The 19,089-nt window shown below is 72.4% G+C and carries 2 protein-coding genes (both cut by a window edge); both read left to right on the top strand.

The window, feature by feature from the left end; translation table 11 throughout:
* A protein-coding gene (locus ACIGAQ_RS02320) for a non-ribosomal peptide synthase/polyketide synthase (protein WP_399778553.1) crosses the window boundary here: on the top strand, positions 1-13,525 show its 3' portion. Its footprint begins 8,285 nt before the window's first position; the window shows 13,525 of its 21,810 coding nt (coding positions 8,286-21,810); its start codon lies beyond the left edge, outside the window; it ends in the stop codon at positions 13,523-13,525.
* Positions 13,522-19,089: the 5' portion of an amino acid adenylation domain-containing protein gene (locus ACIGAQ_RS02315; RefSeq protein ID WP_399778551.1), read on the top strand. The gene runs 5,349 nt beyond the window's last position; only the first 5,568 of its 10,917 coding nucleotides appear in the window; the start codon lies at positions 13,522-13,524; its stop codon lies beyond the right edge, outside the window. The genes ACIGAQ_RS02320 and ACIGAQ_RS02315 overlap by 4 nt, the downstream gene beginning before the upstream one ends.

The following is a 19,089-nucleotide window of genomic DNA, read 5'->3' as shown; positions in this document are numbered from 1 at the left end:
GGGCGTCGTCGTCACCCACACCGGACTGCCGGGCCTGCTCGACATCTTCGTCCGTGACTGCCAGGCCGGGCCGGGCAGCAGGATCCTGCAGCACCTCTCCCCCGGTTTCGACGCCGCGTTCTGGGAACTGGCCATGGGCCTGCTCACCGGCGCCACCCTGGTCGTGGCCCCGCAGGACGTCACGCCCGGGCCGGAGCTGGCCGCACTCGCGACCCGCCACGCCGCGACCCACCTGAGCCTGACGCCCGGTGTCCTCAGCCTGATGGCCGAGGGCTCCCTGCCCGCCGGCACGACCCTCGTGGTCGGTGCCGAGACCACCCCGCCGGAGCTCGTGGAGCGCTGGTCCGCGGGCCGCACCATGCTCAACTCCTACGGCCCCACCGAGACCACGGTCTGCTCCACGATGAGCCGCCCGCTGTCCGGCGCCGTCACCCCGCCGATCGGCTCCCCCGTCGCGGGCACCGCCGTATACGTCCTGGACGGCTCGCTGCGCCCGGTCCCGCCGGGTGTCCCCGGGGAGCTCTACGCGGCCGGCCCGCACCTGGCCCGCGGCTACCACGGCCGGGCCGCCCTCACCGCCGAACGCTTCGTCGCCGCCCCGTTCGGCGCCCCGGGCACCCGGCTGTACCGCACCGGTGACCTGGTGCGCTGGCTGCCGCACGGCGAACTGGAGTACCTCGGCCGGGCCGACGACCAGGTCAAGATCCGCGGACTGCGCATCGAACCGACCGAGATCGAGGCGGTCCTGACCGAACGCGCGGAGCTCGCCCGGGCCGCCGTGATCGTCCGGGAGGACCGGCCGGGCGACCGCCGGCTCGTGGCCTACGTCGTCCCGGAGCCGGGCCACACCCCGGACGCGACGCGGTTGCGCGCCGCACTGCGCGAGACGCTGCCCGACCACATGATCCCGACGGCGTTCGTCACCCTCGACGCACTGCCGCTGACCCTCAACGGCAAGCTCGACCGCAAGGCGCTGCCCGCGCCCGACTACACGGCGCAGCGCTCCGGCCGCCGCCCGGCCACGCCGCGCGAGCGACTGCTGTGCGACCTGTTCGCGCAGACCCTCGGCGTGGCCGAGGTGGGCGCCGACGACGGCTTCTTCGACCTGGGCGGCGACAGCATCCTGTCCATCCAGCTGATCGGCCGGGCCCGCACGGCCGGCCTGGCGCTGTCCGTCCGCGACGTCTTCGAGCACCAGACGCCGGCCCTGCTCGCCGAGTCCGCCACCGGCACCCCGGCGGACGGCGACGGCCCGGCAGCCGTCTCCGGTACGCCGTGGGGTACCGCGCCGGCGACCCCGATGATGCGCTGGTTCGCCGAACTCGGTTCGGACGCCGCCCCGTTCAACCAGTCGATCGTCCTCACGGCCCCGGCGGGCCTGGACGGCGACGCCCTGCAGGCCGCCCTGGGCACCCTCCTCGACCACCATGACGCCCTGCGCCTGCGGGTCACCGAGGACTGGACGGTCACCGTCCCCGCACCCGGCTCCGTCACCGGCGCCGACTGCCTGACCCGCGTCGACGCCTCCGCCCTGGACGCACCGGCGCTGGACGCGGCGGTCACGGAACAGGCCCGCGCCGCACGGGCCCGGCTGGCCCCGGCGGACGGCCGGATGCTCCAGGCGGTCTGGTTCGACCGCGGCCCCGGCAGCGAGGGACTGCTCGTCCTGGTGGCCAACCACCTGGTCGTCGACGGAGTCAGCTGGCGCATCCTCGTCCCCGACCTGGTCACGGCGTACGAGGGCGGCGCCCTCGCCCCGGTGGGCACATCCTGGCGGCAGTGGGCGTGCGCGCTCGCCGAGCTGGCCGAACACCCGCGCACCGAGGCCGAGCTGGACCACTGGCGGTCGGTGCTCGGCGACGCCCCGCACACCCCGCGCCTGGACCGTGCCCGCGACCTGCACGCGGTGGCCGGCGAGATCACCGCGGAGCTCGACGCGGACACGACCCACGCGCTCCTCACCCGGGTCCCCGGACTGTGCCGGGCCACGGTCAACGACGTGCTGCTGAGTGCGTTCGCGGTGGCGGTCGCCGAATGGCGGCGCGGCCGCGGCGACGACCCGGACGCCCCGGTCGTGGTCGACCTGGAGAGCCACGGCCGCCACGAGGACGCCGTACCCGGCAGCGAACTGAGCCGCACCGCCGGCTGGTTCACCGCCCTGTACCCCGTCCGGCTCGCCGCTCGCCGCGCCGAGGGCACCGCCGCCCCGATGTTCCGGGCGCTGAAGACCGTCAAGGAGCAGCTGCGCACGGTCCCCGGCGACGGCCTCGGCTACGGTCTGCTGCGCCGTCTCAACGCCCGCACCGAGCAGACGCTGGCCGCGCTGCCCGAGCCGCAGTTCGGCTTCAACTACCTCGGCCGGCTCGGCCGGAACGACGGCACCGGAGCGTCCTGGGCCATCGCCGGGGGTGACGTCGCCGGCATCGACGGTGCCATGCCCCTGGCCCACCCCGTCGACCTCAACGCCGTCGCCCTGGACACCGGTTCGGGCCCCCGCCTGCGGGCAACCTGGACGTACGCGCCCTCGCTGGTCACCGCGGAGGACGCCCGGCGTCTCGCCGACGCCTGGTTCCGGGCCCTGCGCGACCTGGTCGCCGAGTGCGAACGGCCCGGTGCGGCGGGACTGACCCCGTCGGACCTCGCCCACCCCGGCCTGCGCCAGGACGAGATCGAACTGCTGGAGCGGGCCGTACCCGGCCTGCAGGACGTCCTGCCGCCGACCCCGCTCCAGGAGGGCTTCCTCTTCCTCAGCCTGTACGACCAGGAGGCGCGCGACGTCTACGTCGGCCAGATCTCCTTCGACCTCGAAGGCGCCTTCGACGCCGCCCGGATGCGCACGGCGGTCCACGCGCTGCTGCGCCGCCACCCCAACCTGCGGGCCGGCTTCCGCCAGACCACCTCGGGCGCATGGGTGCAGGCGATCCCCGCCGACGCCGAACCCGACTGGCGCGAGGCGGACCTGAGCGCCCTGCCGGCGGACGAGCGGCGGCGCGAGGGCGCCCGGCTGGCCGCCGAGGACCGCGACCGCCGCTTCGACCTGGGCCGCCCGCCGCTGCTGCGCTTCACCGCGCTGCGCCTGTCGCCCGATCACGTCCGACTGGTGATGACGAACCATCACATCCTGCTCGACGGCTGGTCCCTGCCGCTGCTGTGGCAGGAGCTGACGACGCTGTACGCCGCGGCGGGCGACGCCTCGTCGCTGCCCCGCGTGCGTCCCTACCGGGACTACCTGACCTGGCTGGGCGGCCGCGACCGGGACGCCGCGCGGAACGCCTGGGCGCACTCCCTGTCCGGCCTGGAGGAGGCCTGCCTGCTCGCACCCGGTGCGGGCGCGGTCGAAGGGGCCCCGCTGAGTGTCGCGTTCGGCCTGGACCCGGCCGCCACCGAGTCGCTGGCGGCGTGGGCGAGGTCGCGTGGCGTGACCATGAACACCGTCGTCCAAGGGGCCTGGGCTCTCGCCCTGGCTCAGGCCACCGGCCGCGACGACGTCGTCTTCGGCGCCACCGTCTCCGGCCGCCCGCCCGAGCTCACCGGCGTCGAGCACATGGTCGGCCTGTTCATCAACACCCTCCCCGTCCGCCTGCGCCTGGACCCCGCCGAAACCCTCACCGGCCTCTTCCGCCGCCTCCAGCACGAACAGACCGCGCTCCTGGACCACCAATGGCCCGGCCTCGCCGACATCCAGACCTGGGCCGGACACCCCCAACTCTTCGACACCGCCATGGTGTTCCAGAACTACCCGGTCAGCGCCGAGGCGACGAGCCCCGACCTCGACGGCCTGCGCGTCGCCGGGTTCCAGGCCGAGGAGCACACCGACTTCGTCGCCAACCTGGTGGCACACACGAGGGACGCGGCCCTGCGCCTGCGACTCGACCACCGGGCCGACGTCTGCGACGAGACCCTGGCCCGGTCGCTGGCCGACCGCATGCTGCGGGTGCTGGAAGCGCTCGTCTCCGACGGTGACCTGCCCGTCGGCCGCCTCGACACGCTGGAACCGGCCGTCCGGGAACGGGTGTTGGTGGAGTGGAACGGCCAGTCGACAGACCTGCCGGATGTTCCGCTGCACGAGCTGATCGCCCAGCAGGCCGTGCGCACGCCGGATGCGGTGGCAGTGGTCAGCGACGGACAGCGCCTGACGTACCGCGAGCTGAACGGCCGGGCCAACCGGCTGGCGCGGCACCTGATCGGCCAGGGCGTGCGGGCGGAGCAGTTCGTCGCCGTGGTGCTGCCCAAGTCACTGGACGCGGTCGTCACCCTGCTGGCGGTGGTCAAGGCCGGGGCCGCTTACCTGCCCGTCGACCCGGACTATCCCGAGGAGCGCATCGCCTACATCCTCGGGGATGCGGCACCGGTACTGACCTTCACGGAACCCGTGCCGCACGAGGACTATGCCGGATTGTCGGATGCCGAGGTCACCGACGACGAGCGGCAGGTCGCCTGGTCGGTTCAGCATGCCGCCTACATGATCTACACCTCTGGCTCCACCGGTAGTCCGAAGGGTGTGGTCATCGACCATCACGCCCTGGCCACCTACCTCCACCGCGCGCGCACCGCCTACCCCGCCACCACGGGCTCCACCGTCCTGCACTCGCCTCTGGCGTTCGACCTCACCATCACCGCCATGTGGACCCCGCTCACCAACGGCGGAACCGTCCACCTCACCACCCTGGAAGAGGCGGAGACCCAGCCCACTCTGGTCAAGGCCACGCCCAGCCACCTGCCCATCCTGGCCGGACTGCCCAAGACCTCCTCCCCCTCCCACACATTGATCCTGGGCGGCGAAGCCCTCCACACCGACCACCTGACCGCCTGGCGGGCCCAACACCCCCACGTACAGATCATCAACGCCTACGGGCCCACCGAGTCGACCGTCAACATCACCGAACACCGGCTTGAAGGCACGGTCGAGGACGGCCCGGTGCCGATCGGCCGGCCCTTCGCCAACACGGCCGTCTACGTCCTGGACTCAGCACTCAGGCCCGTCGCCCCGGGAGTGACAGGCGAGCTCTACCTCGCCGGCCACCAACTCGCCCGCGGCTACCACCACCGCCCCGCCCTGACCGCCGAACGCTTTACCGCCAACCCCTACGGCACCCCCGGCAGCCGCATCTACCGCACCGGCGACCTCGCCCGCTGGACCCCCGACGGCCACCTCATCTACGCCGGCCGAGCCGACCACCAGATCAAACTCCGCGGCCACCGCATCGAACCCGGAGAAATCGAAACCGCCCTCACCACCCAACCCGGCATCACCCAGGCCGCTGTCATCCTGCGCGAGGACACCCCGGGCGACCAGCGCCTCATCGCCTACGTCGTCACCGACGACTGGGACGAGAACACCGTCCGGGCCGCCCTAGCACAGCACCTGCCCGACTACATGGTCCCCAGCGCCATCGTCGCCCTCGACGCCCTCCCCCTCACCCCCAACGGAAAGCTGGACCGGGCAGCCCTGCCCGCCCCCACCTACACCACGACAGCAACCGGCCGAGCCCCCCGCACTCCCCAAGAGGAAATCCTCTGCACCCTTTTCGCCGAAGTGCTCTCCGTCACCGACATCACCATCGACGACAACTTCTTCGACCTCGGCGGCCACTCCCTCCTCGCCACCCGACTCGTCAGCCGCATCCGCTCCACCCTCGCCACCGAACTCACCATCCGACAGCTCTTCGAAGCACCGACGGTCGTCGAACTGGCAGCCGCGCTGGAAGGTGCTGAGCACGCCGCCCGACCGCAGCTGACCGCAGGTCCGCGGCCGGAGCGGATCCCGCTCTCGTTCGCCCAGCAACGCCTGTGGTTCCTGCATCAGTTGGAGGGGCCGAGTCCGACCTACAACACCGTCACCGCCTTGCGTCTCACCGGGACTCTCGACACCGAGGCCCTGCGTGAGGCAGTGAGCGACGTCGTCGCCCGGCACGAAAGCCTGCGCACGGTCTTCGCCGAGGACGAGCAGGGTTCCCACCAGGTCGTGTTGCCGGCGGACATCGCCGAGGCGCCGTTCTCGGTCGTCGAGGTGACCGACGCGGAGGTCGGCGACAAGCTGGCCGAGGCGGCGGCACACCGCTTCGACATCGAGTCCGAACTGCCGGTGGCTACACAGCTGTTGCGCGTGTCGGCGGAGGACCACGTACTCGTCCTTCTGGTCCATCACATCGCCAGTGACGCCTGGTCGCGCGGCCCGCTCGCCCAGGACCTCACCGCCGCCTACACCGCACGCCTCCAAGGACACGCACCCGACTGGGCACCCCTGCCCGTCCAGTACGCCGACTACGCACTCTGGCAGCACGACCTCCTCGGCGACGACACCGACCCCGACACCCTCGCCGGACGGCAACTCGCCCACTGGAAGGACACCCTCGCCGGCCTCCCCGACCAACTCGACCTGCCCACCGACCGCCCCCGCCCCGCCATCGCCGACCACCAGGGCGACCGCGTCACCTTCGAGATATCGGCGGAGCTGCACGAGCGGCTGACCGAGCTGGCGAGGACGACACACTCCAGCCCGTTCATGGTGCTTCAGGCGGCGCTCGCCGCACTGCTCACCCGGCTCGGTGCCGGCCAGGACATTCCCATCGGCACCCCCGTAGCGGGACGCACCGACGACGCCACCGACCAGCTGATCGGCTTCTTCCTCAACACCCTGGTTCTGCGCACCGACACCGGCGGCGACCCCACCTTCCGTGAACTCATCGAACGAGTCCGCGCCACCGACCTCACCGCCTACACATACCAGGACCTCCCCTTCGAGCGCCTCGTCGAAGTCCTCAACCCCGCGCGCACGCTGGCCCATCACCCCCTTTTCCAGGTCTTGTTGACCCTCAACAACACAGACCACCAAGGTGCGTTGAACAACATCACCGAACTCCCGGGACTGCGGGTGTCACCGCAGACGGTGCAGCGCACGAACTCGAAGTTCGACCTGTCCTTCGCGTTCGCCGAGTCGTTCGACAGCGACCGATGGCCCAGGGGCATCGAGGCCGCGCTGGACTTCAGCACTCAGCTCTTCGAGCGCACCTCGGCACAGAGCATCGCGGAGCGATTCGTCCGCGTCCTGGAGGCCATGACCACAGCGCCCGACCAACACATAGGTGACTCCGAGATCATCAGCGCGGCGGAACGCGAGCGGGTGCTGGTGGAGTGGAATGGTGCCGCCACAGACCTGCCGGATGTTCCGCTGCACGAGCTGATCGCCCAGCAGGCCGTGCGCACGCCGGATGCGGTGGCAGTGGTCAGCGACGGGCAGAGCCTGACGTACCGCGAGCTGAACGGCCGGGCCAACCGGCTGGCCCGGCACCTGATCGGCCAGGGCGTGCGGGCGGAGCAGTTCGTCGCCGTGGTACTGCCCAAGTCACTGGACGCGGTCGTCACGCTGCTGGCGGTGCTGAAGACGGGTGCGGCCTACCTGCCTGTCGACCCGGAGTATCCCGAGGACCGCATCGCCTACATCCTCAGCGACGCGACTCCCGTCCTCACCCTCACCGAACCGATCGCCCTCGACCTCTGTTCAAAGCTGTCGGACGCTGACGTCACCGATCGTGAACGGCGGACGGCCTGGTCGGTCCGGCATGCCGCCTACATGATCTACACCTCCGGCTCCACCGGTAGGCCCAAGGGTGTGGTCATCGACCATCACGCCCTGGCCACCTACCTCCACCGCGCCCGCACCGCCTACCCCGCCACCACCGGCTCCACCGTCCTGCACTCGCCTCTGGCGTTCGACCTCACCATCACCGCCATGTGGACCCCGCTCACCAACGGCGGAACCGTCCACCTCACCACCCTCGAAGAAGCACAGACACGCCCGACTCTGATCAAGGCCACACCCAGCCACCTCCCCATCCTGACCGGACTGCCCGACACCTCCTCCCCCTCCAAGACATTGATCCTGGGCGGCGAAGCCCTCCACACCGACCACCTCACCACCTGGCGAGCCCAGCACCCCAACGTCCAGATCATCAACGCCTACGGGCCCACCGAGTCGACCGTCAACATCTCCGAGCACCATCTCGACGCGACCCTGCCCGACGGCCCGGTGCCCATCGGCCGGCCCTTCGCCAACACCGCCGTCTACGTCCTGGACTCAGCGCTCAGGCCCGTCGCCCCGGGAGTGACGGGTGAGCTCTACCTCGCCGGCCACCAACTCGCCCGCGGCTACCACCACCGCCCCGCCCTGACCGCCGAACGCTTTACCGCCAACCCCTACGGCACCCCCGGCAGCCGCATCTACCGCACCGGCGACCTCGCCCGCTGGACCCCCGACGGCCACCTCATCTACGCCGGCCGAGCCGACCACCAGATCAAACTCCGCGGCCACCGCATCGAACCCGGAGAAATCGAAACCGCCCTCACCACCCAACCCGGCATCCGCCAAGCAGCGGTCATCCTCCGCGAGGACACCCCCGGCGACCAACGCCTGACCGCCTACGTCGTCACCGACCCGGCCACATGGGACGAGACCACGGTGAAGGCCGCCCTCGCCCGACACCTGCCCGACTACATGGTGCCCAGCGCCCTCGTCCCCCTCGACGCCCTCCCCCTCACCCCCAACGGGAAACTCGACCGCGCGGCACTCCCCACCCCCACCTACACCACCACCTCCACCGGCCGAGCCCCCCGCACCCCCCAAGAGGAAATCCTCTGCACCCTCTACGCCGAAGTCCTCGGCACCGAACGCGTCACCATCGACGACAACTTCTTCGACCTCGGCGGCCACTCCCTCCTCGCCACCCGACTCGTCAGCCGGGTCCGGGCAGCGCTGGGCGCGGAGGTGTCCGTGCGGCAGTTCTTCGAGCGGCCGACGGTGGCGGGCCTGGCCGAGGTGCTCGACGGTGCCGACGAGGCCCGCGTGCCGCTCACCGCGAGGCCCCGCCCGGAGCGGATCCCGCTGTCCTACGCCCAGCAACGCCTCTGGTTCCTGCACCGGTTGGAAGGCCCCAGCGCCACGTACAACATCCCCACCACCCTCCGCCTCACCGGCACCCTCGACACCGAAGCCCTCCGCCACGCGCTCGACGACGTCGTCGCCCGGCACGAGAGCCTGCGGTCCACGATCGTCGAGGACGAGCGCGGGCCCCGGCAGGTCGTGCACGAGCGGGTCCCGGGCAGCGTGCCGCTGCCGGTCGTGGAGGTCGGGGAGGAGGAGTTGGAGGCGGGGCTGACCGAGGCCGCGCACCACTCCTTCGACCTGGAGCGCGAACTGCCCGTGCGGGCCACGCTGTTCCGGCTGTCGGAGACGGAGCACGTGCTGCTCCTGCTCATCCATCACATCGCCAGCGACGCCTGGTCCCGCGAGCCCCTGGGCCGCGATCTGGCCGCCGCGTACACCGCGCGGCTGCAGGGGCGGGCGCCGGGCTGGGCTCCGCTGTCCGTGCAGTACGCCGACTACGCGCTGTGGCAGCAGGAGATGCTCGGCGACGACACCGACCCGGACTCCCTCGCCGGACGGCAGCTCGCCCACTGGAAGGACACCCTCGCCGGCCTCCCCGAACGACTCGACCTGCCCACCGACCGCCCCCGCCCCGCCGTCGCCGACCACCGGGGCGACCGGGTGGAGTTCGCGCTGGCCCCCGGGCTGCACCGTCGGCTGGCGGAGCTGGCGCGGGCGACGAACACCAGCACGTTCATGGTGCTCCAGGCGGCGCTGGCGGCCCTGCTGACGCGGCTGGGCGCCGGGGAGGACATTCCCCTCGGCACCCCGGTCGCCGGACGCACGGACCGGGCGGCCGAGGACCTGATCGGCTTCTTCGTCAACACCTTGGTGCTGCGTACCGACACCAGCGGTGATCCGACGTTCCGTGCGCTCCTGGAGAGCACCCGCCGCGCCGATCTGGCGGCCTACGCCCATCAGGACGTGCCGTTCGAGCGGCTGGTGGAGGCGGTCAACCCGACGCGGACGCTGGCACACCACCCGCTGTTCCAGGTGATGCTGATCCTGAGCACCGCCGACGCGGACCCGGACACGGCGCTCGCCCTGCCGGGGCTGCGGGTGACTCCCGAGCGGAGCCGGCTCGGCGCGGCGAAGACCGACCTGGCGTTCGCCCTGGTGGAGACGCGGGACGCGGCGGGCCGTGGGGCCGGGCTCACCGGTGCGCTGGACTTCCGTACCGATCTGTTCGACCGTGCGACGGCCCGGTCGCTGGCCGACCGGTTCGTGCTCCTGCTGGAGACGGTCGTCGCCGATCCGGCCCTCCGGCTGTCCGAGGTCGACGTCCTCGGTTCCGCCGAGCGCCGTCGGCTGCTGGCCGGCGGGGCCGGGGCCGTACTGCCCGCGCTGGACGCGACGCTGCCCGGGCTGTTCGAGGCGCAGGCGGCCCGGACGCCGGACGCCCCGGCGGTGGTGTCGGCGGCGGCGACGGTGTCGTACCGCGAACTCGACGCGCGGGCCGACCGGCTGGCGCGGCTGCTGCGCCGGGAGGGCGTGCGGCCGGGGACCCCGGTGGTCATGCTGATGGAGCGGTCCGTGACGCACGTCGTGGCCACGCTCGCCATCGGCAAGGCGGGCGGCGTGTACGTCCCGCTGCACGACACGTATCCCGTCGAGCGGATGCGGTACGTGGTGCAGGACACGGCGGCCACCCTGGTGCTGGCCGACCGTGTGGAGGAGGAGCGCGCCGGTGAACTCGGCGCCCGGGTCGTCGTCGTGGACGAGCACGGCGCCCCGTCCGGCGCGTACCCCGGCGACGCGCCGTCCACGGGCCTGCGGCCGGACGATCTCGCCTACGTGATGTACACGTCCGGCTCGACCGGCCGGCCCAAGGGCGTGGCCGTGACCCAGCGCGGGGTGGTGGACCTGGTCCGCGACCACTGCTGGCGGCCCGGCACGCACGAGCGGGTGCTGCTGCACGCCCCGCACGCCTTCGACGTCTCCTGCTACGAGATGTGGGTGCCGCTGCTGTCCGGCGGCACGGTGGTGGTCGCGCCGCCGCGGCAGCTGGACGCCGCCTCGATCGCGGAGCTGATCGCGCGGCACGACATCACGGCGATCCACCTGACCGCCGGTTTCTTCCGGGTCGTCGCGGAGGAGGCACCCGAGTGCTTCGCCGGGGTGCGGGAGGTGCTGACCGGTGGTGACGTGGTGTCGCCGACGGCGGTCGCCCGTGTCCTGGAACACGCGCCCGGCCTGGTGCTGCGTCATCTGTACGGTCCGACCGAGACGACGCTGTGCGTGACCCAGCACGAGGTGCGGGCCCCGTACTCGGCCGGGGCGACGCTGCCGATCGGCCGGCCGACGGGCAACACCCGTGCCTACGTGCTCGACCGGTACCTCCAGCCGGTACCGGCCGGTGTGGCGGGCGAGCTGTTCATCTCGGGCAGCGGCCTGGCACGCGGGTATCTGCACCGGCCGGAGCTGACCTGCGAGCGGTTCGTCGCCGATCCGTACGGCGGTGCCGGCGCGCGCATGTACCGCACCGGTGACCTCGTGCGCTACAACCCCGCGGGCGAGCTGGAGTACCTGGCGCGCGCCGACGACCAGGTCAAGATCCGCGGGTTCCGGGTGGAGCTCGGCGAGGTCGAGACGGCCCTGGCGGGCCGGGAGGAGCTGGCACAGGTCGCCGCCGTCGTCCGTGAGGACCGGCCCGGTGACCGCCGTCTGGTCGCGTACGTGGTGCCGGCGGACGGCCGCGCCGCGGAGGTGGACCCGACGGGTCTGCGGGCGTTCGCCCGCGGGTCCCTGCCCGACTACATGGTGCCGTCGGCGGTCGTCGTCCTCGACGCGCTGCCGCTGACCGCCAACGGCAAGCTGGACCGCAGGGCCCTGCCCGCTCCCGACTACGGCTCCGGGTCCACCGGGCGGGCCGCCCGTACCCCGGTGGAGGAACTGCTGTGCACGCTGTTCGCGGAGGTCCTGGGCCTGTCCGCGGTGGGCGCGGACGACGGCTTCTTCGACCTGGGCGGCGACAGCATCCTGTCCATCCAGTTCGTCAGCAGGGCCCGCGCGGCGGGACTGACGCTGGCGGTGCGGGACGTCTTCGAGCACCAGTCGGCGGCCCGGCTCGCCGAGGCGCTGGACCTGCGCGGTGCCGAGCCGGCCGAGGCGGCACGGCTGCCGCAGGTCGACCCGTACGGGCCCGTCCCGGCCACGCCCGTCATGGCGCGGGTCACGGAACTGGGTCTGGGCGGGGACGACTTCAACCAGTCCGTGGTGGTCTCGGTGCCACCGAGCCTGGACGGGGAGCGGCTGGAGACCGCTCTGCGGCGGGTGCTGGAACGGCATGACGCCCTGCGCCTGCGCACCGGTCCCGACGGGACCATGGAGGTGTGCCCGCCCGCGACCGGGCCGGGCGCGGAGATCCTCGTCCGGGTCGCGGTCGACGGTGATGTCGGCTCCGACGACGTGGAGGCGCTGGTCGTCGAACTGGCGGAGGCCGCCCGGGACCGCCTCGCACCCGCCGCCGGGCGGATGCTGCAGGCCGTCTGGCTCGACCGCGGGGAGGGCCGGGACGGGCTGCTGATCCTCGTGGCGCACCACCTGGTGGTCGACGCCGTCAGCTGGCGCATCCTGGTTCCGGACCTGGCCGCCGCATATCAGGGCGACGCCCTGGCCCCGGTCGGCACCCCCTGGCGGCAGTGGGCCACCGCGCTGCACCGGCTCGCCACCGAGCAGGAGACCGAGGCCGAACTGCCGTACTGGCAGGACACCTTGGCCGTGGTCCCGGACCGATTGCTGCGCGTGGACCGGGAGCGCGATCTGCACGGCACGTCGGGGCGGATCAGCCTCACTCTGCCGCCCGAGGTGACACGGGCTCTGCTCACGCGGGTGCCCGGCACGGTCAACGCGGGCGTCGAGGACGTGCTGCTGAGTGCGTTCGCGGTGGCGGTCGCCGAGTGGCGGCGCGGCCGCGGCGACGACCCGGACGCCCCGGTCGTCGTCGACCTGGAGAGCCACGGCCGCCACGAGGACGCCGTACCCGGCAGCGAACTGAGCCGCACCGCCGGCTGGTTCACCGCCCTGTATCCGGTGCGGCTCGCACCGGAGGTCGCGGACTGGAGCACGCTGCACCAGGACGCCGACGCCCTGGGTGACGTGCTGAAGCAGGTCAAGGAGCAGCTGCGCACCGTGCCCGGCCACGGCCTCGGCTACGGCCTGCTGCGCCATCTCAACCCGCGCACCCGCCCCGTGCTCGCCGCGCTGCCCGAGCCGGAGTTCGGCTTCAACTACCTGGGCCGCCGCACGGCGGCGCCGTCCGGAGCGGCCGAGCGGTGGAGCGTGGTGGGCGGCGGAGTCGCCGCCTTCCGGCCCGCGGCGCCCATGGCGCACGTGGTGGAGGTCAGCGCGGTGGCGGTGGACGGGGAGGACGGGCCCCGGCTGCGTGCCGACTGGACCTACGCGAGCCGTGTGGTCGGTGACGAGGACGCCCGGCAGCTGGCCGAGCAGTGGTCCGCGGCTCTGCAAGCCCTCGTCGATCTCGCCGACCGACCCGACGCGGGCGGCCTGACCCCGTCCGATGTGACCCTCGCCTCCCTCAGTCAGTCCGAGATCGAGGAGTTCGAGGCCGACCTTGAGTCCGAGTGGGAGAGTGAGCAGTGAGCCAGCAGTCGTCGCGTTCGCGCAGCAAGATCGAGGACATTCTTCCGCTGTCCCCGCTCCAGGAGGGCTTCGTCTTCCTGAGCCTGCTCCACGAGAGCGGTCTCGATCCGTACGTCAGCCAGGTCGCCTTCGACCTGCACGGGCCCTACGACGACGCCCGGATGCGCCTCGCCGCCGGGTCCCTGCTGCAACGCCACCCGAACCTCCGGGCCGGCTTCCGGCAGCGCAAGAACGGGGCGTGGGCGCAGCTCGTGCTGCGCGAGGTGGAACTGCCATGGCAGGAACACGATCTCTCCGCCCTGCCGGCGGACGAGCGGCGGCATGAGGCGGCCCGGCTGGCCGCCGAGGACCGCGACCGCCGCTTCGACCTGGGCCGCCCGCCGCTGCTGCGCTTCACCGCGCTGCGCCTGTCGCCCGATCACGTCCGACTGGTGATGACGAACCATCACATCCTGCTCGACGGCTGGTCCCTGCCGGTCCTGCTCAAGGAGCTCATGGCGCTCTACGACTCGCGGGGTGACGCCGCCGTCCTGCCCCGCGTGCGTCCCTACCGGGACTACCTGGCCTGGCTGGGCGGCCGCGACCGGGACGCCGCGCGGGAGGCCTGGGCGCACTCCCTGTCCGGCCTGGAGGAGGCCTGCCTGCTCGCACCCGGCAGCGAGGCGCCGTCCGCCGCGCCCGAGCACGTCCTTTTCAATGCGGGCACTGCTCTCAGCGAGTCGCTGGCGGCGTGGGCGAGGTCGCGTGGCGTGACCATGAACACCGTCGTCCAGGGAGCCTGGGCTCTCGCCCTGGCTCAGGCCACCGGCCGCGACGACGTCGTCTTCGGCGCCACCGTCTCCGGCCGCCCGCCCGAGCTCACCGGTGTCGAGCACATGGTCGGCCTGTTCATCAACACCCTCCCCGTCCGCCTGCGCCTGGACCCCGCCGAAACCCTCACCGGTCTCCTCCGCCGCCTCCAGCACGAACAGACCGCGCTCCTGGACCACCAATGGCCCGGCCTCGCCGACATCCAGACCTGGGCCGGACACCCCCAACTCTTCGACACCGCCATGGTGTTCCAGAACTACCCGGTCGAGGAGGGCTCCCTCGACGCCCCGGCCGACGGCACCCGGCTCCGCGTCGCCTCCGCCGACATCAAGGGCGGCACGCACTTCGCCGTCAACGTCGTCGCCACGATGCGCGGCACGGACCTCTCCTTCCGGGTCGACTACCGCCCCGACCTCTTCGACGCCACGCACGCCGACGACTTCGGCAACCGCATGCTGCGGGTGCTGGAGGCGCTCGTCTCCGACGGTGACCTGCCCGTCGGCCGCCTCGACACGCTGGAACCCGCTGTGCGGGAACGGGTGCTGGTGGAGTGGAACGGCCAGTCGACAGACCTGCCGGATGTTCCGCTGCACGAGCTGATCACCCAGCAGGCGGCGCGGACACCGGATGCGGTGGCGCTGGTCAGCGACGGGCAGAGCCTGACGTACCGCGAGCTGAACGGCCGGGCCAACCGGCTGGCCCGGCATCTGATCGGCCAGGGCGTGCGGGCGGAGCAGTTCGTCGCCGTGGTGCTGCCCAAATCACTGGACGCGGTCGTCACGCTGCTGGCGGTGCTGAAGACGGGAGCGGCCTACCTGCCTGTCGACCCGGATTATCCCGAGGAGCGCATCGCCTACATCCTCGGGGATGCGGCACCGGTACTGACCTTCACGGAACCCGTGCCGCACGGGGTGTATGCGGGGCTGTCGGACGCCGAGGTCACCGATGATGAACGGCGGACGGCCTGGTCGGTCCGGCATGCCGCCTACATGATCTACACCTCCGGCTCCACCGGGCGTCCCAAGGGTGTGGTCATCGACCATCACGCCCTGGCCACCTACCTCCACCGCGCCCGCACCGCCTACCCCGCCACCACGGGCTCCACCGTCCTGCACTCGCCTCTGGCGTTCGACCTCACCATCACCGCCATGTGGACCCCGCTCACCAACGGCGGAACCGTCCACCTCACCACCCTGGAAGAGGCGGAGACCCAGCCCACTCTGGTCAAGGCCACGCCCAGCCACCTGCCCATCCTGGCCGGACTGCCCAAGACCTCCTCCCCCTCCCACACATTGATCCTGGGCGGCGAAGCCCTCCACACCGACCACCTGACCGCCTGGCGGGCCCAACACCCCCACGTACAGATCATCAACGCCTACGGGCCCACCGAGTCGACCGTCAACATCACCGAGTACCGCCTCGACGACACGGTCGAGGACGGCCCGGTGCCGATCGGCCGGCCCTTCGCCAACACGGCCGTCTACGTCCTGGACTCAGCACTCAGGCCCGTCGCCCCGGGAGTGACAGGTGAGCTCTACCTCGCCGGCCACCAACTCGCCCGCGGCTACCACCACCGCCCCGCCCTGACCGCCGAACGCTTTACCGCCAACCCCTACGGCACCCCCGGCAGCCGCATCTACCGCACCGGCGACCTCGCCCGCTGGACCCCCGACGGCCACCTCATCTACGCAGGCCGAGCCGACCACCAGATCAAACTCCGCGGCCACCGCATCGAACCCGGAGAAATCGAAACCGCCCTCACCACCCAACCCGGCATCACCCAGGCCGCTGTCATCCTGCGCGAGGACACCCCCGCCGACCAGCGCCTCATCGCCTACGTCGTCACCGACGACTGGGACGAGAACACCGTCCGGGCCGCCCTAGCACAGCACCTGCCCGACTACATGGTCCCCAGCGCCATCGTCGCCCTCGACGCCCTCCCCCTCACCCCCAACGGAAAGCTGGACCGGGCAGCCCTGCCCGCCCCCACCTACACCACGACAGCAACCGGCCGAGCCCCCCGCACTCCCCAAGAGGAAATCCTCTGCACCCTTTTCGCCGAAGTGCTCTCCGTCACCGACATCACCATCGACGACAACTTCTTCGACCTCGGCGGCCACTCCCTCCTCGCCACCCGACTCGTCAGCCGCATCCGCTCCACCCTCGCCACCGAACTCACCATCCGACAGCTCTTCGAGACGCCCACCATCGCGGGTCTCTCCGGCGCGCTGGACGGCGCCGGCGAAGCGCGCGTGCGGCTCACCGCGAGGCCCCGCCCGGAGCGGATCCCGCTCTCGTTCGCCCAGCAACGCCTGTGGTTCCTCCACCAGTTGGAGGGCCCCAGCGCCACCTACAACATCCCCACCACCCTCCGCCTCACCGGCACCCTCGACACCGAAGCCCTCCGCCACGCGCTCGACGACGTCGTCGCCCGGCACGAAAGCCTGCGCACGGTCTTCGCCGAGGACGAGCAGGGCTCTCACCAGGTCGTGCTGGATTCCGCCGAGGTGCCCTTCCGTGTGGTGGAGGCCAGTGACGAGGACGTGGACGGCCGGGTGGCTCAGGCCTCGGCGGAGACCTTCGATTTGGGCGCCGACATCCCGGTGCGGGTGACGCTGTTCCGGCTGTCCGAGACGGAGCACGTGCTGCTGCTGCTCGTCCATCACATCGCCAGTGACGCCTGGTCGCGCGGCCCGCTCGCCCAGGACCTCACCGCCGCCTACACCGCACGCCTCCAAGGACACGCACCCGACTGGGCACCCCTGCCCGTCCAGTACGCCGACTACGCACTCTGGCAGCACGACCTCCTCGGCGACGACACCGACCCCGACACCCTCGCCGGACGACAGCTCGCCCACTGGAAGGACACCCTCGCCGGCCTCCCCGACCAACTCGACCTGCCCACCGACCGCCCCCGCCCCGCCATCGCCGACCACCAGGGCGACCGGGTGGAGCTGGCGGTGCCGGCGGAGGTGCACGAGCGGCTGGCCGGGCTGGCCCGGGACACGAACACGACGGTCTTCATGGTGGTGCAGGCGGCGCTGGCGGCCCTGCTGACGCGGCTGGGCGCCGGGGAGGACATTCCCCTGGGCACCCCGGTCGCCGGACGCACCGACGACGCCACCGACCAGCTGATCGGCTTCTTCCTCAACACCCTGGTCCTGCGCACCGACACCGGCGGCGACCCCACCTTCCGTGAGCTGCTCGGGCGGGTCCGTGCCACGGACCTCACCGCCTACGCGCAGCAGGACCTCCCGTTCGAGCGCCTGGTGGAAGTGCTCAATCCGGCTCGTTCCCTGGCTCACCACCCCCTGTTCCAGGTGATGCTGACGTTGCACAACACCCATGCCGCGGGGGCGGAGGCGGTCACGTCGTTCGCCGGGCTGGGCGCGCGGGTGCGGGCCGCGGACCACGTGTCGGCGCGGTTCGACCTGTCGTTCGCGCTGGCCGAGCGGTTCGACGAGGACGGCGATTGTGCCGGGCTGGGCGGCAGCGTCACGTACAGCACGGCGATCTTCGACCGGGAGACCGTCGAGGGGATCGCCGCGCGCCTGGTGCGGTTGCTGGGTGCTGCCGTGTCCCACCCGGACCGGTCGATCGGGCAGTTGGAGATCATGACCGCGGCCGAGCGGCGCCGGGTGCTCGGCGAGTGGAACGGCACGGCCCGGGAGGTGCCGGCCGCGTCGGTGCCGGAGCTGTTCGCGCGGCAGGCGGCCCGGACCCCGGACGCCCCGGCGGTGCAGTTCGGCGGCGACGCGTTGTCGTACGCCGAACTGGACGCGCGGGCCAACCGGCTGGCGCGGTACCTCGTCTCGCGGGGCGCGGCTCCGGGACGGTTCGTCGCGGTGGTGCTGCCGCGCTCGCTGGACCTGGTGGTCACGCTGCTGGCGGTGCTGAAGTCGGGGGCGGCCTATCTGCCGATCGACCCGGGGTATCCGCCGGACCGGGTGGCGTACATGCTGGACGACGCCGCGCCGGCGCTGACCCTGCGGGAGCCGGTCGGCGAGGCGGAGCTCGGGGCGTACTCGGGTGACGTCCTGGGCGCCGGAGAGCTGCGCGGGCCGGTGTCGGCGGCGCATCCGGCGTACACCATCTACACCTCGGGTTCCACAGGACGGCCGAAGGGCGTGGTGGTGCCCCGGGGCGCGCTGGACCACTTCCTGGCCGACATGGGGGCGCGGTTCGCGCCCGGTGCCGCGGACCGGCTGCTGGCGGTGACGACGGTCGGCTTCGACATCGCGGGGCTGGAGATCTTCCTGCCGCTGCTGCACGGGGCGCGGCTGGTGCTGGCCGACGAGGACACGGCACGGGATCCGCGGGCGCTGCTGCGTGCCGTCGAGCGGTCGGGGGCGACCCTGGTGCAGGCGACGCCGAGCCTCTGGCAGGGCGTCGCGGCCGAGGCGGCGGGCGAGCTCGCCGGGGTGCGGGTGCTGGTGGGCGGTGAGGCGCTGCCCGCGCAGCTCGCGCGGTCGCTGGCGGATCAGGCCCGTTCGGTGACGAACCTGTACGGTCCGACCGAGGTGACGATCTGGGCCACGGCCGCGGAGGTGACCGCGCGGGACCGGGTCACCATCGGCAGGCCACTGGCCAACACGCGGGCGTATGTGCTGGACGGGGCGCTGCGTCCGGTGCCGGTGGGCGTGCCCGGGGAGCTGTATCTGGCGGGCGCGCAGCTCGCCGAGGGCTATCACCGGCGGCCCGGGCTGACCTCGGAGCGGTTCACGGCCGACCCGTACGGCGACGCGGGCTCGCGC

It is taken from the genome of Streptomyces sp. NPDC085932, from assembly GCF_044540525.1.
Taxonomy (GTDB): domain Bacteria; phylum Actinomycetota; class Actinomycetes; order Streptomycetales; family Streptomycetaceae; genus Streptomyces; species Streptomyces levis.
This window is presented reverse-complemented; position numbering and strand designations above follow the sequence as displayed.